20 protein-coding genes and 1 pseudogene are annotated in these 21421 nt (G+C 58.5%); 8 read left to right on the top strand and 13 right to left on the bottom strand.

From position 1 onward, the window contains the following. Positions 1-550: 550 nt before the first annotated feature. Complete coding sequence (locus XH92_RS35445) at positions 551-814, bottom strand: hypothetical protein (protein ID WP_194456258.1); 264 nt, start codon at positions 812-814, stop codon at positions 551-553. A gap of 169 nt (positions 815-983) precedes the next feature. Then, complete coding sequence (locus XH92_RS35440; protein ID WP_038379309.1) at positions 984-2093, bottom strand: Fic family protein; 1110 nt, start codon at positions 2091-2093, stop codon at positions 984-986. 291 nt (positions 2094-2384) lie between these two features. Between XH92_RS35440 and XH92_RS44025 the strand changes: the two genes are divergently transcribed. Next, complete coding sequence (locus XH92_RS44025; RefSeq protein ID WP_080586180.1) at positions 2385-2798, top strand: zinc ribbon domain-containing protein; 414 nt, start codon at positions 2385-2387, stop codon at positions 2796-2798. 74 nt (positions 2799-2872) lie between these two features. After that, on the top strand, positions 2873-3082 hold the full coding sequence (locus XH92_RS35430; RefSeq protein ID WP_194456257.1) for a hypothetical protein: 210 nt from the start codon (positions 2873-2875) through the stop codon (positions 3080-3082). Positions 3083-3334: 252 nt separating this feature from the next. Here the strand turns inward: XH92_RS35430 and XH92_RS35425 are convergent, their stop codons facing one another. From XH92_RS35425 to XH92_RS43775, 9 genes are all read right to left on the bottom strand, one after another. Continuing rightward, positions 3335-3544, bottom strand: a complete 210-nt coding sequence (locus XH92_RS35425) for a hypothetical protein (protein ID WP_240536968.1) — start codon at positions 3542-3544, stop codon at positions 3335-3337. A 212-nt stretch (positions 3545-3756) separates the two neighbouring features. Continuing rightward, positions 3757-4359, bottom strand: a complete 603-nt coding sequence (locus XH92_RS35420) for a plasmid pRiA4b ORF-3 family protein (RefSeq protein ID WP_194456256.1) — start codon at positions 4357-4359, stop codon at positions 3757-3759. Beyond that, entirely contained in the window at positions 4356-5921 is a 1566-nt protein-coding gene (locus tag XH92_RS35415; protein ID WP_194456255.1) for an IS66 family transposase, read from the bottom strand. The genes XH92_RS35420 and XH92_RS35415 overlap by 4 nt, the downstream gene beginning before the upstream one ends. Positions 5922-5972: 51 nt before the next feature. Beyond that, a complete protein-coding gene (tnpB, locus tag XH92_RS35410) occupies positions 5973-6326 on the bottom strand; it encodes an IS66 family insertion sequence element accessory protein TnpB (RefSeq protein ID WP_194456254.1) in 354 nt (117 codons plus the stop codon). Next, a complete protein-coding gene (locus tag XH92_RS35405) occupies positions 6320-6742 on the bottom strand; it encodes a transposase (protein ID WP_194456253.1) in 423 nt (140 codons plus the stop codon). Before XH92_RS35405 ends, tnpB (XH92_RS35410) begins: the two co-directional genes overlap by 7 nt. Before the next feature lie 245 nt (positions 6743-6987). After that, positions 6988-7236: a hypothetical protein gene (locus XH92_RS35400; protein WP_194456252.1), complete on the bottom strand. Its 249-nt coding sequence runs from the start codon at positions 7234-7236 to the stop codon at positions 6988-6990. A 201-nt stretch (positions 7237-7437) separates the two neighbouring features. Then, complete coding sequence (locus XH92_RS35395; RefSeq protein ID WP_194456251.1) at positions 7438-8451, bottom strand: hypothetical protein; 1014 nt, start codon at positions 8449-8451, stop codon at positions 7438-7440. 1045 nt (positions 8452-9496) lie between these two features. Continuing rightward, positions 9497-10273: a glycosyl hydrolase gene (locus XH92_RS35390; RefSeq protein ID WP_246788610.1), complete on the bottom strand. Its 777-nt coding sequence runs from the start codon at positions 10271-10273 to the stop codon at positions 9497-9499. 1479 nt (positions 10274-11752) lie between these two features. Beyond that, entirely contained in the window at positions 11753-12241 is a 489-nt protein-coding gene (locus tag XH92_RS43775; protein ID WP_194456249.1) for a calcium-binding protein, read from the bottom strand. 1166 nt (positions 12242-13407) lie between these two features. Here XH92_RS43775 and XH92_RS35380 point away from each other — a divergent pair. From XH92_RS35380 to XH92_RS35360, 5 genes and pseudogenes are all read left to right on the top strand, one after another. Beyond that, positions 13408-14316, top strand: coding sequence for a hypothetical protein (locus tag XH92_RS35380; RefSeq protein WP_194456248.1), 909 nt, complete (start codon positions 13408-13410; stop codon positions 14314-14316). Between the two features lie 166 nt (positions 14317-14482). Further along, a complete protein-coding gene (locus tag XH92_RS35375; protein ID WP_194456247.1) occupies positions 14483-14731 on the top strand; it encodes a hypothetical protein in 249 nt (82 codons plus the stop codon). A gap of 244 nt (positions 14732-14975) precedes the next feature. Then, positions 14976-15449 (top strand): transposase, encoded by a 474-nt coding sequence (locus XH92_RS35370; protein WP_194461573.1) that lies wholly within the window; start codon positions 14976-14978, stop codon positions 15447-15449. Further along, entirely contained in the window at positions 15430-15783 is a 354-nt protein-coding gene (tnpB, locus tag XH92_RS35365; protein WP_194456246.1) for an IS66 family insertion sequence element accessory protein TnpB, read from the top strand. Before XH92_RS35370 ends, tnpB (XH92_RS35365) begins: the two co-directional genes overlap by 20 nt. Positions 15784-15835: 52 nt before the next feature. Next, positions 15836-17408, top strand: a pseudogene (locus tag XH92_RS35360) (IS66 family transposase). Positions 17409-17555: 147 nt separating this feature from the next. Here XH92_RS35360 and XH92_RS35355 read toward each other — a convergent pair. Further along, positions 17556-17780, bottom strand: coding sequence for a hypothetical protein (locus XH92_RS35355; protein WP_194456245.1), 225 nt, complete (start codon positions 17778-17780; stop codon positions 17556-17558). Positions 17781-18924: 1144 nt separating this feature from the next. On the opposite strand from XH92_RS35355, the gene XH92_RS35350 reads away from it, so the two are divergent. Then, positions 18925-19704 carry a hypothetical protein gene (locus tag XH92_RS35350; protein WP_246787886.1) on the top strand — a complete coding sequence of 260 codons (780 nt, stop codon included), beginning with the start codon at positions 18925-18927 and terminating at the stop codon, positions 19702-19704. 538 nt (positions 19705-20242) lie between these two features. On the opposite strand, the gene XH92_RS35345 is transcribed toward XH92_RS35350, so the two are convergent. Further along, a complete protein-coding gene (locus XH92_RS35345) occupies positions 20243-21166 on the bottom strand; it encodes an NAD(P)-binding domain-containing protein (RefSeq protein WP_194456244.1) in 924 nt (307 codons plus the stop codon). Positions 21167-21421: the final 255 nt, after the last annotated feature.

Below are 21421 nucleotides of genomic sequence, written 5' to 3'. Positions count from 1 at the left end.
CTGGCGAACCCGCACCGCTTATCCGATTGGCCTCCACAGCGTCTCCTATCTGTTTTGAGAACAAAGTCTCCTGCATACTCGCCGCGAAGTAGCCTAGCTTCTGGCCGAATTCAGTCGCAGGCGGCATCGAGACCAAGAGGCTAGGCTCGAATGCTAGGACGGTTGGCTTTCGAGAAGCTGACGAGCTCGAGGAGAAAAGTGCCCCGTCGGGGCAGTTGCGCCGGCACGCGAACAACGGTTGCGGGACAAGCATGTTCCACGAATGTTGAAGCGATTGCGATTTCGTCACCGATTGCCAACGCGCAAAAGGCCTTCTTGACCGCTAGCCCAGCTCATTCCATTTCAAACGCATTTAATCGTTGCGGTCTCCGGCCATAATCGGCATCAGGAGCCGCATCTTCAGATAATCGCCAAAAAGCTTTTCGATCCGCTTGAATCGTTCGTCGGCCAATTTCTATGTCTCTTCCAAACTCGCTTCGGCTTTGCTCGGATAAATTACGTCTACTGGGCCGGGGCATCCGAAATGCTCGCATGAAGATCGGCACAGACGTCAGCTATCGCGGGCGTATTTGTTTTGGAACAGAATGTATTCTTCGAAGCTCTTGAAGATTGCTGATTTTTCTTTTGCAACGCGACTGAAATCAGCTTTGATCGCGCCGCTACCCCGCTCCTGGTCGGTCAATTTCTCCGCGACAATCAAATGAACTTCTCGGAGATAGCCGCAAATGTAAACGTCTGCATTCTCCGCGTTTAGCTGAAAATCCAGTGCATGATGTATCGCTGTCATCTTTGCGTCGAAAGTTCTGAAAGCCATTCGGTTGACCAAACCGGGGCTTTAAAGCGCGGACTGCGAGGGTTTCGCGTATACGTTCATTGGAACCTCTTGCTAGCGGACAGAGCTCGGCCATCTCGGCTCGGATGCTGGCGCGCCACGTTTCCGCTTTTCAGGCCGCCATGAACATCCTCTTAGGTCGCTGATGTGTTCAGACTTCGTCAATCAATGAATAGCTCGTGCTACGCCCGCCGGGCGCGTCTTTCACCAAAACGCCCCTGGCAACGAGATCATCGATGTCCCGCAGGGCTGTATCCTGCGATGATTTGGTAAGCTGTGCCCATTTCGAAGATGTGAGCTTGCCTTCAAAGCCCTCGAACAAACGCTCAATCATCGCCCGCTGTCGGTCGTTAAATTTCTGGTTCGCTTGCTTCTTCCAGAAGTGGGCTTTCCGTAGAACCGAGGCGAGGATGGTGTCGGCGCGATCAAAGGCCCGGTCAAGACAGTCCAGAAACCACTCCAGCCATACCGTGATGTCGAGATCGCCTTTCTGCGTGGCTTCGAGCATATCGTAATAGGCGTTCCGCTCCTGCCGGATCTGCGCTGACATGCTGTAGAAGCGCTGTGAACTGTTCTCTGACCGCGCCAGCGCCATGTCGGAAATCGCGCGAGCGATACGACCATTGCCATCTTCGAACGGATGGATGGTAACGAACCACAGATGAGCCATGGCAGCCTTGATAACTGGATCGATGTCCTGTGTACCGTTGAACCAGCCGATGAAGGCTTTCATCTCGTCAGGAAGCAAACCAGCTTTGGGAGCTTCATAGTGAACGCGCTCGCGTCCGATTGGCCCCGAGACAACCTGCATCGGCCCCGTATCGTCCGTGCGCCAGTTCCCGACGGCGATCTTCGTCATGCCGCTGCGGCCCGTCGGAAACAAGGCGGCATGCCAGCCAAAGAGACGGTCAGAGGTGAGGGGAGCGTCATATCTGCCGGTGGCGTCCAGCATCATCTCAACGATGCCCTCGACATTGCGCTCGACCGGCGTCAAGGCGCCGATATCGACACCCAGACGGCGCGCAAGCGATGATCGCACCTGATCGCGGCTCAGAACCTCGCCCTCGATCTCGCTCGACTTGGTGATTTCCTCGGTAAGGGCCTCAAGATTGGCTTCGGTTCGCAGCCGAAAGCCGAGCTCTTCCATGCGACCAGTGATACGACCCTGCCGGTTACGGACAGCTCCCAGCTTCTGGGCCAGCTTTGAGCTGTTCCAGGTAAATTTCGGCCAGTCTTTCAGTTCGTGGATATAAGTCGCCATTCACCGCACTCATGCGGAGAATATGCACCTTATTCCTAGCAAACGCAATGATATTCTACGCATAAGGTGCGGAGAATATGGTGATATTCTCGGCAATATCAATAAAATCAACGGCTTACGCGTGAACCTATGAGATGATCCTTGGCAAGTCATCGTTCCACAAACACTGAAATGGAACGAGTTTATTCCACGTTAGTGGATGGAGGTCTTATCAGGCAGTCTTAGGTTGAGTTGAGACATTCCCGTCGTCAACGAGGCGCCGCAATAAAATCCACGGGATTTTCATGAACGATGAAACCTCGCGAGCGGGTTCGGGCTGTCCTGGACAAGCGTAATGCCACCAAGCTTCGGCGTGGTCCAAGAGACTTTCCCTTCTCAGGGCTTATGAATTGCGGACACTGCGGCTGTGCCTTGGTCGGTGAGCTCCACAAGGGGCGCTACATCTATTATCACTGCACCGGCTACAAGGGTAAATGCAGCGAGTCCTATGTTCGCACGGAGGTCATCGCCGCGAAATTCCCCGAACTGATGGGCCGGCCGCATTTTTCGGAGAAGGTCCATCAGTGGATCGTTGCGGGGCTTCATCAAAACCATGCTGTCGAAAGAAGAGGACGACGAGGCAGTGGCGCGACTTCAGGCCGAATACGACCGTCTGACGCAGCGCCTACGCGCCTCGTATGCCGACAAGCTCGACGGGCGGATTGACAACGCGATAACTCCGCGAGGAGTTTCTCACCCAGTACGAAATCCCCCAGGGCGAACTCGCAAAGGCGATGGGCGTGCCGCGGTTTCGCATCAACGAGATCATCAACGGCAAGCGGGGCGATCACGGTCGAGACAGCCGTTCTGTTGAGCAAGGCGCCTCGGCGAAGTTTTGGATCAATTTGCAGACCGCAGTCGGCCTCTTCGACGCTGAAAAGAAGCTCGCCGGCGAAGCCAATATGGTTCGTTGTCTTTTGCAGGACTCCGAGTTCATCACGGATATGTAGGCATGGCCAGATACCGCGGCACTTGGCGAGGGTGGTCGTGGAAGATGAGACCGCAGTCAACTGCCGGAACGAATGCGAAGGCTCGTATGCGCCGTGGAGATCGACGGGAGTGGTTCGGCGTTGGATCCTTGAGGCGTAACGAGACAAGAGGCGTAACGAGACATGGGACCGCTGGAAATCCCTCAGCGGTCCGGCCTTGTCTTGAAGGGCAGGGGTGGGCCAAGCGCAAGCGCTTTCTAACCAAGCTCTCGCTCAATTGACGTTGCCTGAGGGTTGAGCGGGTATCGGAGAGTCTTGGGCATCAAAGTATTCTTCGATCTCACCAACCGCTCTCTGCTCCCATTCGTCGGCCTGCGTCAGCAATGAGACTCGCTGGAGTGGGCGGAATGCTGCGGCTTGACGGCACAGCGAAGCTATTGCGCGGTAGCGACGCACGTTTTCCAGAATTGCCGATCCTGTCATGTTTGATTTCCCATTCAGCTTACAAACGCGAACATGAGGCGGATCGATTTTCGATTGGTTAGCGGCCGGCCCTGAAAGCATCCATGGTTGGCAAATCCTTGCGATTTCTGACTCCTCAACGCAGGACGTCTGACTTCCTAGCCGTTCAAGACGATCCACGTGAGATAAACGGTAAGCGTAGCTCTGCGGCCCTTTTGATTGACGCTTGACGCCTACTTTGTCCGCGTAGCGCGTCGTCGCGGCTTCCATATGTCGGACAATGCGTTGACCGCCGCCTCAAGCGCCTTGCGGTCGATGACGTTGGGATCGAACCGTTCCGGGCCCCAGAGGCGCATATGTTCGTGCTCCGGGTGGGTGGGGTCGCTGATGGCCTCAAGATATTCGGCATAGCCTGGCGCACCGCCGACGTCTTCCGGAGGACAACGACCGGCGGCCTCGAGCAAGAAGGGCAGGCCCTCCGTTGTGGTGTTCTCGAACCATTTTTCGAGCTTGATCACATGGTCCCAGCTGTCGCCGAAGTCATAGAGATAATGGATCGTCTTCGCACCGGTCTTTTGAACGATATTGGAGAGCCGCGTCTTGCGGGCATCGACGGGCTGGGGGCCAAAATCACCATCGGGATCAGGGATGCCCCAACGTCCTTCGCCAGCCAGGAACTCGAAGAGATGGCTATTCGTCCAGCCAAACGCCGCCTGAAGCGTCAGATGCAGCCGATCAAGGCGCAGCGTGAGCGGCACGACAAGGCATCGCATCACCTCCGGTTTCACGTCCTTGAGGGTCACCTTGATCCGGACCGCGGTCGTGTTCAGGCTCATGCCGCCAGCCTCGGATCGTGTGTATACATCGTATAGGTCGACGCCCAGGGAAGCAGTTCGTCCAGTCGTGCCGCAGCCCAGCCATTGACGAGCTTGGCGAGAACGTCAGCAAGCCAGTGCTCGGCGCTGACGCCATTGAGCTTGCAGGTCTCAATGAGCGAAGCGAGCAATGCCCAATTCTCAGCGCCCTCGTCGCAGCCGGCAAAAAGGGCGTTCTTGGCGTTGAGCTTGATCGGCCGCATCGCTCGCTCGACAGCATTGGTGTCCATCTCGATGCGCCCGTCATCAAGGTACAGTGTCAGGCCATCCCAATGCCGCAGCGCATAGCGCAAAGCCTTCGCCGTGTCGCTCTTCTGCGCAAGGTGATCAAGCTTGGCCTCGAACCACTGCTTCAAGGCTGCAGCCAGAGGCCGGGCATGCGCGTGCCTGCCGGCGCGGCGCTCGTCCGCAGATCGGCCGCGGAGAGCCTTCTCGACCGCATATAGCTGAGCGATGCGCTCGAGGGCCTCGCGGGCAACCGGAGCTGGCGCTGGTGCCGCCTCGCGCTCGATCTTCACAAACTGGCGCCGCAGATGCGACCAGCAGAAGGCGAGCGTCCCGGACAGGGCGTCCGCACGCGTCTCTCGGGTCATGGTCTTGTAAGCCTGATAGCCGTCGCAATGGATGATACCGCGATAGCCCTCAAGCAGCCGCAAGCCATGAACGGCGCCGCGGCCCGGTGCATAGGCATAAACCACTCCAGGTGGATCAGGCCCGGCCCAGGGCCTGTCGTCGCGCGACAGCGCCCAGAAGTAGCCGGTTTTCGTTCTGCCGCGACCCGGGTCCAACACCGGCGCCGGGGTCTCATCGACGCAGAGCTTCGAGGAGGCGAGCAGAAGCTGGCGCAGCCGATGCCACAACGGCTTCAGTTCCTGGGCGGCATAGCCGACCCAGAAGGCCAGCGTGGAACGGTCCAGCGCTATTCCGTGCGTCGCCAGCATCTGCGCCTGGCGGTAAAGCGGCAAATGCCAATGATACTTCGCGTCGATCACATGCGCGACCAGCCGCTCGGTGGGCAATCCTCCCCTGATCAGTCGCTCGGGAGCAGCATGCTGGAGGACGACGCCATGACAGGCGCGGCAGGCGAGCTTGGGCCGGCGGGTGACGATGACGCGATACTGCGCCGGAACGACGTCAAGCCTCTGGCTCTCATCCCGACCAATCTCAAAGAGGTCGCCCGCACAAGACGGGCAACAGGTCTCGGCCGGCATCAGGGTTTCCACGATGCGCGGTAAATGCTCCGGCAGCTGACCACGGTTGGCTCTGCGCTCGGCCGTCCTCTTCTCGCAAACTCTGGGATTGGCGCGATCTTCGGTGGCTTCGAGAGCTGCGACGGCTCCTTCGATGTCCTCCAGAACAAGCTGTAGCTGATCAGCATCGAGCTTTTCCGAGGATCGACCGAACTGCGCATCTTTCGCAAGCTTGAGTAACCGCTCGAGCCTGGCGCAGCGATCCAGCAGAGCCGCGGCAAAGACACGCAACTCGGCTGGATCGCTCGGCAGCTCATCGGGCAAATCACTCATTGGCCCGAGCTTGCCATGCTTCGCGCCGTGATGCAGCGAAGATTTGTATTCTTACGCAAGCGCTTTCGGCTGCGGGATTCGAGGCGCGTGCATGCGTGTCCAATCCATGCCGGCCAGAAGCGCTGACAACTGGGCGGCATTCATCCGCATCACGCCGGCCACGATGGGTGGCCATTTGAAGCCGCTGCCATCGAGCCGCTTCCAGTACATCGCAAGGCCGGTGCCATCCCAGACGACAATCTTCACTCGATCGGGGCGCTTCGCACGGAAGACCACCGCTACGCCCTTCATCGGGTCATGGCCCAGCGTCTCTTTCGCCAGCAGGGCCAAGCCCTCCGCACCCTTCCTGAAGTCCACGGGTTGCGTCGCCACGTAAATCGTGAGGCTCGCGGGCATTGTCAGCATGAACGTGTCCGTCGGAGCGCTAGGAACACATCACTCAGCACAGCAAGGCCAGGCGTCCCGCGCACCTCTACGCGCGCCCCTTGGAACTCGACCGTCACAACGGCGACTTCCGGCGACCCGGAGGGTTCCGCGGTCGCCGGCAACGCCGATTCCGATACCACCGGCACGAACGACAGCGTGTCCGCCGACGCCGGCAGCACCAACTGGCCCAACCGCGCACGGCGCCGCCAGTCATGCACCTGCTGGGGCCGGCAGCCATGACGACGGGCGACATCCGTGACAACCGCACCCGGCTCGAGGCTTTCGGCGGCAATCTGCGCCTTCAAATCGTCCGGCCAGCGCTTGCGACCTGCACCAGCATACACTTCGATACGTGGTGACAACCGTCGTCTTATGTCGTCAGAATGGTCGTCCATTATGAGCACCCTTGCAGAAGATGACTCTTCTAGCGGTGCTCTCAAGACTCCGCACAAACAATCCAAGGGGCCTCGGCGCTACGCTTACGATAAACGCGCGGTTTGCTGAGGTGAACGGCGGCGGCTGAAATACTCCTCAGCCTGATTGTGCAAGCGCCGTCGAGGCTGTACGCCTCCTGATGATTGATCCGGCGCATGTCGGAGCGTTCATGCAGGCCATCCCAGCAGGCGGCTCGCTATTTCGGCTACGTGAAGCCCGCCAACCTCAAGAGGATCGCATTGACCGCTGCTTTACCCGTAACCAGAACGGCAAGGGCAACGTCGCCATCCGCGGGCGCGGCGGCAATTCGGTCCCGCCCGTGTTCGGTTCCGAGAGGCAGGCCGCCGCTTTCATCAAGGCCGGGATCGCCAAAGGCACGGTCGTCAACGCCGACGAAGGGCGCCAGGCTGAGATCGATAGGCGTCGCGATGGTCCTCGATGAACCGAAGCTCATGTCCGGCTTCCGGTAAAAATCGCAATCAACTTCTTAAAATGTCTCGCTCCATGCGCAGCGTTCTCCTGGCGCAGCAGAGCGCCATTTCTACCGTCACTTTCGGAATGAAAGCTGGTGGTCGGGATGTTGGTCGTGGAGACGATTGCGCCGAGAGGGACTGCCGCGAGCAGCCGGGATGCCTGCCGAGAGCAGTCGCAGACCTCATCGTGACTGCGTGACCAGCCCGAGCTGGAGCGCGGCCAGAGCGCTGATGTCGTGGCGGTGTTCGATGGCCTCGCCCGCAGCCTGCGCGGCCTGTACTAGGGCGGCCTCTTTGCGTTCGGTCATCAGTTTGTCGGTTTCGATTTGGGCCAGCTGCTTTTCACGCTCATCCGCGGAGAGCGCGGCGGCATCGTCGCTGTTCATGTCGATCAGCTCGTTCACCTTTTCGGTCAGAGTGTCACGAAGGGCCCAACAAAGCAGCCCAATCACATCGGGAACCTGCCCAGATGCGGTGCCCACAACCCGCGTGTTCGCATCGGGGACGACAGCAATCAGATTGTGTTCCTGGAGGGTGTAAGGCCATCCGATCTCGCTGGTGTTGTCATTAATCATGGCCGAGATAGATGGCGCCCCACGTTCCGCCAGGCCTGCGATCAGCGCCGCGGCGTCTCGTTTCTTCGCCTCACTGGGAAATGGCGCACTGCGGATCTGGTGGGCGTCGGCTTCGAGCTCCCGGATGTGCAGGCGCAGACGCTCGAGCGCGTCAATGATCCGTTCGCCTCGCTCTAGAATCTCCGACAGCGCGATTGGAGAGACGGAGGCAAGGCGCGCGCGCGACGGCTGGCCACCGTGAGCCAGAAAGGCCCGGCAGCGAGATGCCAGGATCTCGCAGTTTCGCATGCGGGCAGCAGCGGTCGCCTCTCGAGCGATGAGGCGACGCAACTTTTCGGTCAGTTCGCTGGCTTGCTTGTCGAGGTCACGGATTTGCTTGTCCTCCTTGTCCGCGCTGCGACGGTCGGCGCTGCGGGCCAATATCAGCCGTTGGCGGTGGGTCTCGACGCGATGAAGCTCTGCACGAGTTGCGCGCATCTGCTCCTCAACCGGCAACCACGTTGAGCGCGCATCCGCGGCACGATCCACGATCGCCTCAAAACGATGCCGAGCGCCCTCATCGGGCAACAGGTCGGCGGCGTCACTATGCAAGAAACTCTGGAAACCTACGTGATCATTCACTTGTCGTCTCTCGTCGTTCCGTATCAGATGTCCCATTTTCGGGGCAATGACTCGCCGTGCGCATTTCTATACCGCTTTCCCCCTCCCGATTGTCATCGGTGTGACGTCGATTTACAGATCGAACCAGCGTCAAGAAATTTGCCTCCGTTGAACACGATGACGTAATTGCGGTCGACGCTCGGGAGGAGGGCACTCTCGCTATTGTCAAGCTCTGTCAATCAAACGACAGCCAATTGACCGCCGCCGACGACGAAACGTGCTGCTGCTTGGGCCGCCCGGCTTGGCAAGAAACACCTTGCGGTCGCGCTGGGGCCTGAAGCGAGTTGACCTCCGATGGATGTACAATCGGCTTGATCTCGACGAGGGCCCGATCTGGCGGCGGGCTCGGGGACTATGGGTCCATGTTGCTATGGTCCAGGTGAAGGAGACGGCCCCGGTTAGGAATCGGTTGGTCGTCACCTCCCGATGGCATCATTCCACGCCAGTCGTCCAGCAAGCTCTTTGACCGACGAGGATAAGCATAGTCTCGGGCTTGGCTGTCCTGCGGGAGGCAACGGGATTAAGTCCAGGGGCAAGTTCATCGCGAATTTTTCACCGATGTAGTTTGAATAATGCAAGGCAAGTCAGCCACAGCTCGGTGACCAAGTTCTTGCCATTGCTCGATGTGATGCATCGGCAATGACAGCCCACGCCTAGTGCTGAAGTGGTCGGCTTCACCAGCGTGCACCATATACCTTCGTATCATTCCATGCCCCCTTTAGATGCCCGACCTTTCCCTACGTTCAATTGAGCCGCCGATACGATGGTCTTATTTTGAGGATGCGCGGTAGCGCCCCGCTATCGCTGCCCTCCTTGGGCGTTCCTCCCTAGACTTGGGTCGCTTGCGGCAACGCAAGCGGCTCTTCTTTTGTAACTGCCGTCAAGCGGTGCGGTCTCTGGTCGCTGTGTCACTGGAGTCGGACCTTTCAACAGTAAGCGGCAAGCTGAGCCCGTCAGTCGGCGCGGCTCAATGGCGTGACTGCAGGCCAGCTCGCCCTGTGGATATTCACTTCGAGGTCACCGCCCAGTTGTTGAAATTGAAGTTCATTCCTCCTGGTGAAGAAGTAATCTCGACACCGTATTGGACGCTACCAACCTTTATGTCGCCAAAGTAGCCCTTCGACTTGATCCACTCCAGGGCACTCTTGATGTCCACCATGCCGTTGTTGGTCTTCGAGATGGGTAGCAGTGAGATGACCTTGTGACCATTGAAGCCTTCAAACACGTTCCAAGTCGCTCCACCTATGTTGGCATTTCTGTAGACTGGAATAGCGGCCCCGGAAGGGGCGTAATGATACGAGATTGGCTTAACGTTGCCGCCACCGTCGGGATTTCCGGTGTAGTTTGTCCAGAGCATTATCTCGTGCTCGTTTGAGGCATCCCAAATATCATAGGCGGTGTCCCAAGCACCGCCGCCAGGCACTTGCTGGTTGAAGCTCGAGGTCAAACTCTTGATGGAGCTGAGCGGCTTTCCGACGTTGAAAGTCTCGTGCGGATAGCTTTTGATGCCAGGAGTGTTAGGCTGGTTCGACCACACGTCCCACTGGTTGACGGCGCTCACTGAAATCGTCTGAGGCCCAGCGCCCGCCCCCCATACGTCGTTGTTCCAAGAGTAGTTACCGCGTGAAAAGCTCCCGTATGGAGCGCTCGACCTCCAAATCGGAGCTTTCGCCGACCCTGGTGCGACAGCTGATGACGACTTGGCTTCATTCACGACCTGCCGAAATCGGTCATGATCCTCCTGTGTTTGGACGTTTCCCGTTGGGGACCCTGGCGAGCCCATACCGCTTATCCGATTGATCTCCAAAGCGTCTCCTATCTGTTTTGAGAACAAAGTTTCCTGCATACCCCGCCGAGCACGTACCCGCAGGATTCGTGGCCGGTTCAGTCGCAGGCGGCGTCGATAGCTAGAGACTAGGCTCGGATGCTAGGAAGGTTGGCTTTCGAGAAGCTGACGAGCTTGAGACGAAAAAGTGAACTCCGTCCCGGTTATCCGTCTCGGATACCAGCCGCCAGGCTGAGACAGAAAGAACGCTCCACTGGATGACCAGCCTTGTTCGAACACACTTAGAGACGTCCAACAAGGAGTAGGAGCTCGTATTTCATTTGCCGGAGTTTGCAAATTTGGTGGCTGCTTCCACTTTCAATAGCGGCGACACCCCTATCGTTCGTCGGTCTTCATTCGACTGAAAGGGATTAATCGAGGTGGGGTAGCTACCGGCGCAAACGTAACGATCAACCGAAGGTGGAAAGAACGCGACGCAGAAACAATTATCGAACGGAACGTGATGAGAATTGGTCGGGCCGCATGAGAGAATCCTGAGTTAGCCGCGCCTTTTCGGCAATCAGCCGAACACGTTCTGAGAAAAGAGCAAGGAACAGGATGCCCGCTCAATGTCTCCCAGAAGCGCAATCTATCCGCTCCACTCTCGTCGCCGAGCTGGCAAATCGTGATTGGCTCGCCGCCGGCGATCAGCCCGAGATGCCGCTCGCCCAATGAGATGAACCCGCGCGAGCCAAAACAGCTCGAACATGTCGTTTTAGAAGCGAGTGTTCGGCCACGCCACCTACGATACGCGACACCGCAATTTTGGTGTGGATCACACATCCGGTAAAGTAGAAGCCCTCGCTCCGTTCATGCGCTCGATGATCTGGCGATAATCTGGTGCCTCGAACAGATTATCGATGTCGCTTCCGGGCCTTGCAGGCTGTGATGTAAAGTGAAGACATTAGGCGTATGCTGTGCACGCGCGCTACTGTTGAAGTGCTTTGCATTGTCACCGCCACTCTCGTCCGCTATCAATGCGTTCGTGATCGACATTCACAGTGAGGTGCGAAGCGGGCAGTCCAGATCAAGCCCGCTGGTGTGCCGCTCTCGCGGTTCTGCCATGGCGCAAGCTGTGACCAGTCGGTTCGCACGATTCGCCCTTCGCGTTTTCGACACCGCGCAATTCCGCGCGGCCTGAAGGGCATGGCGATCATGGCAACAACGAAAGAGATCCAGCCCTGCGCCGCGGCTTTGCGGAGCGGCGCCACTGCATTGATCCGATGCCGGAACGCCATCGGTGCCCTCGATGTCTACTGGCTACATGCTAATTTGCGGATTCACGGCGATCCGCCCGGGTCACCATGTTTCTGCTCATTGGGAAAATGTTTGACCGTCGGCCGAGGGCGATGGCCGTTGCCCGCCGGCAGGATGGCGTGCCAACGCGGATCGCCGTGCCCCTGCGCCATGTTCGGCCGACAAGGACAACCGCGAGGATCAGGTAGGCTGATCGGTGATATGCATGATTGAGAAATAATTGTCCGGGTGATGCAGAACATCGTCGGCATTCACATGTGAGAGCGTGATCGAATTGCCCTCTCCGAGATCAACGACCGTGGTATCAGGGCCAGCCGCCTTGATGTGACTGGCAAGATCGGCAAGCGTATGAATGCCGGTGTGATTGATCCCGTCCTCAATATTCAGTTTATCTCCCACCGTGAAGTCCATCACGAAATCCTTGCCGTTCCCACTCGTGAACATGAAGTTGTCGTTGCCCTGATTGCCGAACAGAACATCGTTGCCCTGACCGCCGTACAGAAAATCGTCGCCTGCACCACCATGGATTGTGTCGGCTCCCTGATTGCCTTCCAGCTCATCATCGCCCCCACCGCCGGAGATCAAATCGTTCCCGCCTAGACCCTGAATAAAGTCGCTATCAGCAGTCCCAACGATGTGATCGTTGGTGTTCGTACCGCGGAATGCCATGTCATATTCCTTCGTCGTGTTTGCCAGGGGAGCCGTCGCGGAATGATCAGGCTCGCGCTGATGGACATACACGTCGGATCTGACGGAAACCTGACTTGGCTATGCCGTTGCAACACGTCATGCAATGGCGAGCCGTTGTGCAAGTGGTTTCGATAGCCTAGCGGCTCACACTTCTAATGCCGCATGAACAAATTGGTACGCGAAGTAGCGAGGTCGGTCCAGGCAGGTGTACAGGACAATACCGGTCGTATCTGGGTAAGCGGCGAAGGCTTGATCACGTAGACCGGCACTATTGGCAAACAGGCAAGTTCGTGCTTGGGCGCTGTTCTCTCCACGTGGCAGACCGGACTTTTGCGAGGATGGCTTCTGTTGACGGTCCAGCGCACCAAATCATTCTAGCGGCGGCACCGGAAGTGCTGCAATTCCAGACTATCAAAGATCGAGAAGTTCTGGTGCTTTGATTGTTCGCTTTTGTAATGCCGTTCGCCATGCGGCGCACGCTTCCATGAGTCGCACCTAGCAGTGAGGGGGCGCGTCAGCTTCTCGACAGCTAAATCGGCTAGACTGGAAACGTAGAAGTATTCTGTCTCTGCAAAGCGACGTGAAACTGACGGATTGGGATGGTCCGACCTGAAGACAAAACCGTTGGGTGGTCCGAACGCCTCGCGGACGCACTACGCTATGCACCCGGGAGCATTCGAGCTTCGAGCAGGGCTTGATGGATTGCAACCGCACGTGGCGAGAATGCCGCGCCGTCGGACCGCAGACACGCCTTGCTCGATCGCGCGCGGCCATGATTATGAAAGTAGCCTTGAGAGCGAATTCCAGGTGCGTCCGGTCGGCATTATATCTCGGCGGCTGCATTTACGACAGCGCGCACCTTCCCAGAAACAGCACGTTTTCTGCTACCCTAACTCCGCCCGGCCAGCGGGAGTGGGTTTAACTTTCGACCATACCGATGCAAACCGACCGAAACTCCACAGCGTGATGGTGCAGCTGAAGAGAATTGGCAGAAAGAGAACACAAACATTCGTAACTTGCCGCGATGTTCTCTGCTCAATCGCGCCCTGCGCGATCAGATCTGAGCACCTAAGCCGGGTGTTCCCGCAATTATAGCGTAGGGACAGTTTGCGTATTTGACGGTAAGGCTGTCAAGGGAGAATGAAATGGATCCATCTAACAATATCAACCCATCCGCCGCCTGCACGTGCTTCGTCGAGCCACAACACGAAGAGGCAGGGCAAGCAAACTTTGAGCAGCAGCTTGGACAGATTGAGCCAATCCACCGAACATCAGCTCCACCGGAGGCTGGATCATCCGGGATTGTGACGGACGGCAATAAGAGAGCGCGGGCTATCCAGGGTAGCGAAAGGTGTGCGGCCGAATCCTTTGTCAGAGCGCGCGCTCAACTAGCCGCAACGCTGACCTGTGCAAACGTCGGGGCGCTCGGACGGGAGATCGAACTGGCTGCGCAACAAGCGGCAAAGTGGCCAACTGGGACTGGGTCCTCAGCCGGCAGTGTCGATCGCAGCCGCATTTTCGATGACGTGGTGGCATCGTCGTATGCACAGCTGCAACGTTTTCAAGACGATGCCGCCCATTGCAAGCCGGATGTGTTGGAGCATCAGAGCGCGATGGACCATTTGCGTTTCATGGCGTCTTTGCGTTACGAACACGCCCCCTGGAACATTTGGGGAGGGCAACGACTTGATCTGGGGCGCTCGGCGGCAGAGCACATGAGGGGAGACACTAGTTTTTCACCCTTTGTGTCACTGTCCGAGGACGCATCGCGACTGCTGCTTTCGCCGGACGATGCCAACGAGTATGGCGCGAAAGCGATCGCGGAAAATGCAAACGAGTTGCACACCTACACGGTGCCAAGGGCCGCTACCTGGACGTCCGAACAGATCGTCGAGATACTTGAGGATGGGACTGAGAATGATGAACCCGATCTGGCATGGGTGAGCGATACGCCAACAGAGGAGCGCGAGGTACTGTTCCTGGGCGGCAATCTGGATGACTATCGGACCGCTAGCAAACCGAATCCATACAGGAAGCTGGAGACGGAAGGATGAGTGGGGAGGATCCGGAGGGAACGTCTGTCCTGCCGATCTCGAAAGAGTAGATGTCGGACTGGTCCTTCGCGCGGTGAGCGCGTCTGCACGATGTAATAGTCGGCCTGGCCCGAGTTCGTGGTGAACGACTTCTCGGCGTTGACGCGATAGTCGTCGCCGTCGCGGGATGTCGAGGGTATGGACAGAAGCTGTTCGAACACGTGGCGAAGTTCAATACGAGAGCATTATCTCGAAGAAGATCGACGCGCCGTACCGGTCCGACCGCAACGAAGCCTGGCTGCAGGTGAAGACCGCCCGGCGGGGCGAGTTTCCGGTTATCGGATTTATCGAAGGCCCCACGAGTGTCGCCGCGCCGAATTTTGGAAAACAGGAGGGCAATGAACTGGTCCACATGGGCAAAGTCGGTTCCGTTTGAAATCGGACGACGTCGAGCAAGATCCGCGAGGCGCTGGACAGCGTAATTAGTCCAAAAAGTAAATTGAGTAAGCCGCTCAAGAAACCCAAAGCGACCTGGGTTGAGCTTGTTGTTACAGGCGGAAATCGAATGCCGCGGACATGACCTCCGCAGTCTTCTTCGGTAAGCGCGAATTTCTCCGCACCTTTTGCTTTTGAGTGCTCTGATGCATGAGGTGTCCACCAAAATAGGTGGACACCTCATGATGGCAGACGATGATCAGAAACTGCGGGTCAGGCTTGTTGGCCGGAACGGTCGCCGGCGCTACGAGGCGGCATCGAAAGAGCGTCTTGTCACGGCCTGCCTTGAGCCTGGGGTTTCGGTATCGAGGCTTGCACTCGAACATGGGGTCAACGCGAACCTGCTTCGGAAGTGGATCAAGAAGCACACCGCGACTAGGTCGCTGCCGCCGTCCTCACGCCCGGCGTTCATCCCGGTTCAGCTTGAGGGGGCCGCCGATCGAGCCCTGTCGCGGCAAGACAGCGTGGCGACGGTGGATCTGCCGGCGACTTGCGATGAAGTGCGTGGTTCGGAACCCAAAGGGACTCCAGCTTTTTGTTCTCCGGCCAAAGTGAGCGTGTCGCTGCCGAACGGCGTGAAGCTCGCGCTGGAATGCGGCGATGTGGATGCATTGACGGCGATCATCGGAGCACTGGGCCATGTTCAGACTGGGCGGTGACCTGCAGGTCTATCTGCACCGTGAGCCGATCGACTTCCGGGCTGGCATCAACAGCCTTGCGGTCCTGGTCCAGGAGACGATGGCGCTCGATCCATTCACGCCGGCGGTTTTTGCGTTCTGCAATCGCCGTTGCGACCGGATGAAGTTGCTGTTCTTCGACCGGTCCGGCTTTGTGCTGGTCCTGAAGCGGCTGACCGAGGACAAGTTCCGATGGCCGCGCGGCCAGGAGGCGGTCGTCCGGCTTACGACCGAGCAATTGCACTGGATCCTTGATGGCATCGATATCGATGCGATGGTCCGCCATCCGGTGCGGCACTATCAGGTTGCCGGCTGAGCTCTCGAGTTGAGCGGTTGACGCGTCGGTACGGTTCAGATTCAAGAATCCGATGAATCGAACCGGCGATCCGAGTGTTGAAGTGCTGTTGGCGCGCATTGCTGCGCTGCAGGCGGAGAACCATCAACTCGCCGACCGCGTCGTCAAACTCGAGGAAGAACTGGCGCTGGCACGCCTGCATCGTTTTGCGCCACGCAGCGAAAAGCACGTCGATCGTCTCTTCAATGAAGCCGAGCAGGCCGCCGATGAGGATGACGCCGGCAGTGAAACGAACAATATCGCCGAACTTCCGGACACGGGCTTGCCACCCGTCGAAAACACAACGGGAAAGAAGCGCGGCCGCAGGCCGCTGCCGGCGAACCTGCCGCGTGAGCGCGTCGAGTATGACCTGCCCGACGATCAGAAGGCGTGTCCTTGCTGCCGTGGCCAGATGCATCGCATGGGCGAGGCTGTCACCGAGCAACTTCATATCGAGGTGAAGGCGAAGGTTTTACAGAACGTACGCTTCAAATATGCGTGCCGCCATTGCGATCGCACCGGAATCAACGCCCCTGTCGTGACCGCGCCGATGCCGACGCAGCCGCTGCCGGGCAGCGTTGCCACGGCCTCAACGCTGGCGTTCGCGCTGGTTCATAAATATGTCGATGGCATGCCGCTCTACCGCCTGGCGCAGGCCTTCGAACGCGCCGGCGTTCCGGTCAGCCGCGGCGCTTTGGGTCGCTGGGTGATCGGCTCGAGCGAGAAACATCTCTCCCGCATCTATGACGCCCTGAAGCTGCGGCTCAGATCGCAGCCTCTCATCCATGGCGACGAGACGACGGTTCAGGTCCTCAAGGAGAAGGACAGAAAGGCCACCAGCACATCGTATATGTGGGCTTATCGCAGCGGCAAGGGCAGTCACGAGCCCATCGTTCTTCTGGATTATCAGCCGGGCCGCGGCCAAATCCACCCGCAGGCCTTCCTCGGCGATTACCGCGGCATCGTGATGAGTGACGGCTATACCGCATGGCGCACGCTGGAACGGGCCACCCACATCGGCTGCATGGCCCACTCCCGGCGGCGCTTTGTCGATGCCCTCAGGGCGAGGAAGAGGGGCGGCGGTCCGCCCGAGCAGGCGCTGCGGTTCTTCGACCAGCTCTACCGGGTTGAAAGGCAGGCGCGGGACGGATCACCGGAGAAGGGTGAAACACAGGCCGACTGCATTCGCCGCTTCCGCCAGCAACATAGTGTTCCCGTCCTCAAATGCTCTCAAGGTATGGCTCGATGACATGGCCCCGAAGGTCTTGCCTGACAGCAAGCTCGGCGACGCCGTATCCTACACCCGAAACCAATGGGAATATCTGACGCGCTACACCGGGGACGGCTGCATGCCGATCGACAACAATCTTCTGGAGCGCGACATCAGGGTTTTTGCAACTGGCAGGAAGAGTTGGTTGTTCAGCGATACCGTGGACGGAGCCAAGGCCAGTGCCGTCGTCTACAGCCTGATGCTGACCTGCCGCGCCTCACGTGTCGAGCCGTTAGCGTGGTTGCGCCACGTCCTCACCGAATTGCCTCAGCGCGCCGGCGACGCCGATATTACCGACCTGCTGCCCTTCAACTTCCACAAAGCCGCCACTGCCTGAACGGCCCGGTATCGCCCGATACTAGGGCAATCCTTCAAAACCGCCGGCGTCAAGGTGCGGAGAAAATCGCGCTTACCTTCTTCGCGCGAGTTCGCCCAAAGGATTATCGCGGTCGTAACCCAGGTTGCGGAAACGATCATTATAACTTCATACGCTCATCGCAAAGGTTAGCTTCAACGCTCCCGAGAAAATACGGAGCGCGTTATGAAGAAAAGCAGAAATGGGGCGAAGCAAGCCCCATCGCTGCAGGATCGGCTCAATGCGTTTGCCGGCGATATCTTTCACAAGGCAGCGCGGCTTCCGCCAGGCGTCGAGCGCGACCAGCTGCTGAAGCGTGCGCGGAGGGCGGAGATCGCAGCTGACATCGATCAATGGGTATCGTCTTCAGGTTTGCAGTCGCCAACATAGAGCTTGGAGACTTCTCCTCCTCCAAGTTCTGTAAGGGCCCTCGTATCCGGCGGGGGCCCTTCGTTTTGGGAATGATTGCGGTATTCTGGGACCATGCGAAGCTGAGCGGTGGCGTTGTCGGCGAACCAGGTTGAGCCGGTGGCATGTCGCGCGTGACCTCACGTATATTTCGAAGGCGTACGGGAATGATGAAGGCCCCGCGTAGGCGGGCCTTCAGAATTTAGGCGTGTACCCGCCAGTTCGTATTGAGCCATCAGGGCGTCAATTGGAATGTTCCACTCCTTGCTAATGGTGCGAATCAGTTCCAGCGTTAGAGGTCGCCTTCGGTTCAGTAGATCAGACGCGCGATTGCACCCGACAGGATTGCCGAGTGCGGCTTGGGAGTTGTCCATAGACTCAATCGCAAAATGGAGGACGTCCACCGGATCGCCGTGTGCGGTGGAGAAATGTCCGTCCTCCTATTTCTCAATGAGCGAGGAAAGCACTATGAAATGATCGCCATCGGCGTGCCAGGAGAGGGCTCTGCCCCGAAAGAACGGATTACTCTGCCTGAGGATGCTGGGCTATCTGCGGCATCCTCCGGCAGAGCGAACCGGGAGAAAGCATGCTGCCTCACGCAACACGACGCCTTGGTTGCATGTCCCCCCGAAGCGGAGCCGGGATCTGACGGCGCACTCGTCGCAATGACGTCGACTCGAACGGCGTCGATGACGCCGGCACGGATCCCTTCATCCGGGTCTGAACGTGCTGAAAAACGCTTGCGCAATCGATGACCTCTCGGCAGCACATGAAGTTGCCACGGATGATCTATGAGTAGAATGAAACAAGACGGGCCCAAGTCGCAAAGCAAACAAAAACATACCCAACGAATACCAATCGCGGACTGTTACTGTGGCACGAAGAATGCAGACCCTCGGAATGCACAGGCGCCCTCACGTGGGCACGGCCACGATCGCAAGTTGAGGCCATGGCTGACCACTGAAGTTGGTGATCCCTGGGACTTAGGCGGAAGACGGCGCCTGCTGGTGTAGATCCCGGCGGGCCCGTATCACGCCGCCGAAGAGCCGATAGCGGGGCGCGCTAGGAAGGACAGGAAGGGCCTCGGCAAATGAACGCAGAGAATAACTTCGCGGCGCGGCTCATTGACGCCGGACGCCGCGCAGCAATAGCACGTACATGCGGCCTGAAAGCTGACGTCTCATATTACGTCAATGAGGCGCTCAAGGAGCTTTGGCGAACCAGGTCTCCTGAAGAGGCAAAAAAGATTGCAGCGCGGTGGGTCTTGTGGGACGCAGATGGAAGGCCATGGCCGCGCATGCCCCCGCTGGAAAACGTGGTCTCGTTCCACCGCACCGCTGCGGCACCGGCTGTGAAGCCGCCGGCGACGCCATTACAGGTAATCCGGGATTGGTTCGAAAAGCAGGATGAAGAGATACGACGCGAAATCGCTGGCATGGCGATGCTTTTGGTCTTGGAATTTCGCGGTCCTCCCGAAAATGGCGGCCAGGAGCGGTGTGGGCATCTCTGGCGGTGGCTGAGCCAAGCGGGACTACCAAACCATACGGTCATTGGCCGCGCTTTGACGTTCCGCACGTGTTTTGAGTATTTCGCGGAGAGCAGGTTCACCGAGTCGGGTTGGACGCGGTCCGAAAGGGCCGCTCTTAAAATTCTTGAAGATGCCAAGCGGGAGCCGAACTCCGAAACTGCGCACCTGGCTCCGATTGCCAAAAAAATGCTTGATGCCTTGCCCGGTCGAAAAAGCCGCTGGATCGAGGTGCGGAAGTCCTGGAAACAACTTGCCGGTGCCAGCCTCACACCGCGAGCCCTCAGGGTTTGGAGCGCCTTGCACATGGAGAGGGGGAGGCGGGACTCCGGTCGGGAAATGTAGCGGCACAGCCGAACGATTTAGCGAGGCACCACCAAAGGCGGTCCGTGGGTAGGCGGAAGTTTATCTGAGTGCTACTTCAATCGAGAAGTACGATGTTGGTACGACTACTGCGGTCAATCGCGGGCGTGGCGCGTTCCGGTCGAATTCACCCAAGATGAAATCGGGCGTATCTCTATGGGTTGGACGCGACGCTAAGGGATCGGCTACACGCTAGACACGTGGAGACATCGCACAACCAATGCTTCGCGACTTGATAAACGTAAGGCAATAGGGTGCAGAAATCTCCTGTGAAAGTTCGCGCGGCGTAAGACACCCAACCGAAATCACGGTCAGCAGTGGTGCGCCACGGGGGACCGTGCACGTAAATTCGCCGCGCAGGCCGCCGCCAGCTGTATCCTGCCGGCGAACTTTGCTGATCGCTTAGAGATCGACCTGGCCGGGAAGCGCTCGGGAAACGAAAAGAGGAGGCTACGCGGCCGAGTTGCCCGCGAATCGAGATTTCTTGCGCTGTCGGAACGACGGTCATAGGCCTACGTCTTCAATCTCGATCACACCGCGCAAGGCGGCATTCGCCGGAGCGATACTCATATTCGCTCATCTCAAGAGGGAAAATCGGGCACGCAAACAGGCGCTCGCAGGTCTCGGCGGCCGGTTTGAGACGTGGCGCGAGATCGCTCCACTCACAGCGAAGGTGATCTAGGACCTCCTGGCCGCCCCCGCCTAGCCTCTCGAGTGCCGCGATCAGACGCAAGCGGACTGTCGCCCCAAAAGGATTCTCCGTCTGGATCTCAGCAAACGTCTCGGGGGCGCCGCTCAACATGCGCCCGACTCCCGCCAGAAGAAGGTGATAAGGAGGCGGACCGACCTCAAGCGGAAATTCAGTGTTCTCGTCGCGAAGGATGCTCGCGAGCGACAGGAGCAGCGCATGCGCAGCCAGCTGACGCTGCGCAAGAAGTCTATCGTGAGCTTCAGCATCGAGCGCGACAAGGCTCGCATTCGTGCGTCGTAAAAGCTGCAGAAAGACTTCGAGCCGCGGCCCTGATCGATACGCGATCACCGCGACCGGACGATTTGCCCAACCGAGCTCCGGGCTAAACAGTGGATTGAGGCCAAGATATTCCACCTCGCGAGGTAAGTTGACCCCCCATGAGGCCGGTCTCGTCTTGACTGAAAGCGTCTCGATCAACAATGCGTCGCCTTTGAGCCACCGACAGGCGGATCCGAACGCGGCTCCTGCTACCGTGAACGGCAAAGAAAGAACGACAATATCGGACTGCGCAATAGCGGATTTGGCCTCCCGCGTCAGGTGGATCGCATCGCTCACGATCAGGTTCGGATCTATTTCGGCCACCGGCCTGTGATCCACGAAGCGTACTCGTCCGCCAGACGTTGTGAGAAGTTCAGCGAGCTTTAACCCCACGCGTCCGGCGCCAATGATCGTCGCTTGTGAACCCTGTGTCATCTGTTCCCGCCTGATCGTTATTAGAGTGTTTGTGTTGCGTCACCGTTCTCGCGCGCTCAGCCATCGATTGTGGACCGCGCGCTCACTCGCAAGATCAATCACAATGCATGCCACACCTGAATTGCCGCCCCGGCGGGCAACCACCGCCTAGAGGGAACAGAAAACAATAAATCCGGAACCGGCGTGGATTAAGATAATCAGAGCCGTTCACCATCTCTATGCCGTCGGTGTGCAGGCCGTGCAAGGGTGGGCCGC

The sequence above is a fragment of the Bradyrhizobium sp. CCBAU 53421 genome, from assembly GCF_015291625.1.
Taxonomy (GTDB): domain Bacteria; phylum Pseudomonadota; class Alphaproteobacteria; order Rhizobiales; family Xanthobacteraceae; genus Bradyrhizobium.
Note: the sequence above shows the minus strand (reverse complement) of the source record. Positions and strands in the feature narration are given on the sequence as shown.

Bases quoted from the DNA above. Each gene is read 5' to 3' on its own strand.
- XH92_RS35445 (WP_194456258.1), bottom strand. From the start codon at position 814: ATGGCTTTCAGAACTTTCGACGCAAAGATGACAGCGATACATCATGCA.
- XH92_RS35440 (WP_038379309.1), bottom strand. From the start codon at position 2,093: ATGGCGACTTATATCCACGAACTGAAAGACTGGCCGAAATTTACCTGG.
- XH92_RS44025 (WP_080586180.1), top strand. From the start codon at position 2,385: ATGAAACCTCGCGAGCGGGTTCGGGCTGTCCTGGACAAGCGTAATGCC.
- XH92_RS35425 (WP_240536968.1), bottom strand. From the start codon at position 3,544: ATGACAGGATCGGCAATTCTGGAAAACGTGCGTCGCTACCGCGCAATA.
- XH92_RS35420 (WP_194456256.1), bottom strand. From the start codon at position 4,359: ATGAGCCTGAACACGACCGCGGTCCGGATCAAGGTGACCCTCAAGGAC.
- XH92_RS35415 (WP_194456255.1), bottom strand. From the start codon at position 5,921: ATGAGTGATTTGCCCGATGAGCTGCCGAGCGATCCAGCCGAGTTGCGT.
- tnpB (WP_194456254.1), bottom strand. From the start codon at position 6,326: ATGCTGACAATGCCCGCGAGCCTCACGATTTACGTGGCGACGCAACCC.
- XH92_RS35405 (WP_194456253.1), bottom strand. From the start codon at position 6,742: ATGGACGACCATTCTGACGACATAAGACGACGGTTGTCACCACGTATC.
- XH92_RS35400 (WP_194456252.1), bottom strand. From the start codon at position 7,236: ATGAGCTTCGGTTCATCGAGGACCATCGCGACGCCTATCGATCTCAGC.
- XH92_RS35390 (WP_246788610.1), bottom strand. From the start codon at position 10,273: ATGGGCTCGCCAGGGTCCCCAACGGGAAACGTCCAAACACAGGAGGAT.
- XH92_RS43775 (WP_194456249.1), bottom strand. From the start codon at position 12,241: ATGGCATTCCGCGGTACGAACACCAACGATCACATCGTTGGGACTGCT.
- XH92_RS35380 (WP_194456248.1), top strand. From the start codon at position 13,408: ATGGATCCATCTAACAATATCAACCCATCCGCCGCCTGCACGTGCTTC.
- XH92_RS35375 (WP_194456247.1), top strand. From the start codon at position 14,483: ATGTCGAGGGTATGGACAGAAGCTGTTCGAACACGTGGCGAAGTTCAA.
- XH92_RS35370 (WP_194461573.1), top strand. From the start codon at position 14,976: ATGGCAGACGATGATCAGAAACTGCGGGTCAGGCTTGTTGGCCGGAAC.
- tnpB (WP_194456246.1), top strand. From the start codon at position 15,430: ATGTTCAGACTGGGCGGTGACCTGCAGGTCTATCTGCACCGTGAGCCG.
- XH92_RS35350 (WP_246787886.1), top strand. From the start codon at position 18,925: ATGAACGCAGAGAATAACTTCGCGGCGCGGCTCATTGACGCCGGACGC.
- XH92_RS35345 (WP_194456244.1), bottom strand. From the start codon at position 21,166: ATGACACAGGGTTCACAAGCGACGATCATTGGCGCCGGACGCGTGGGG.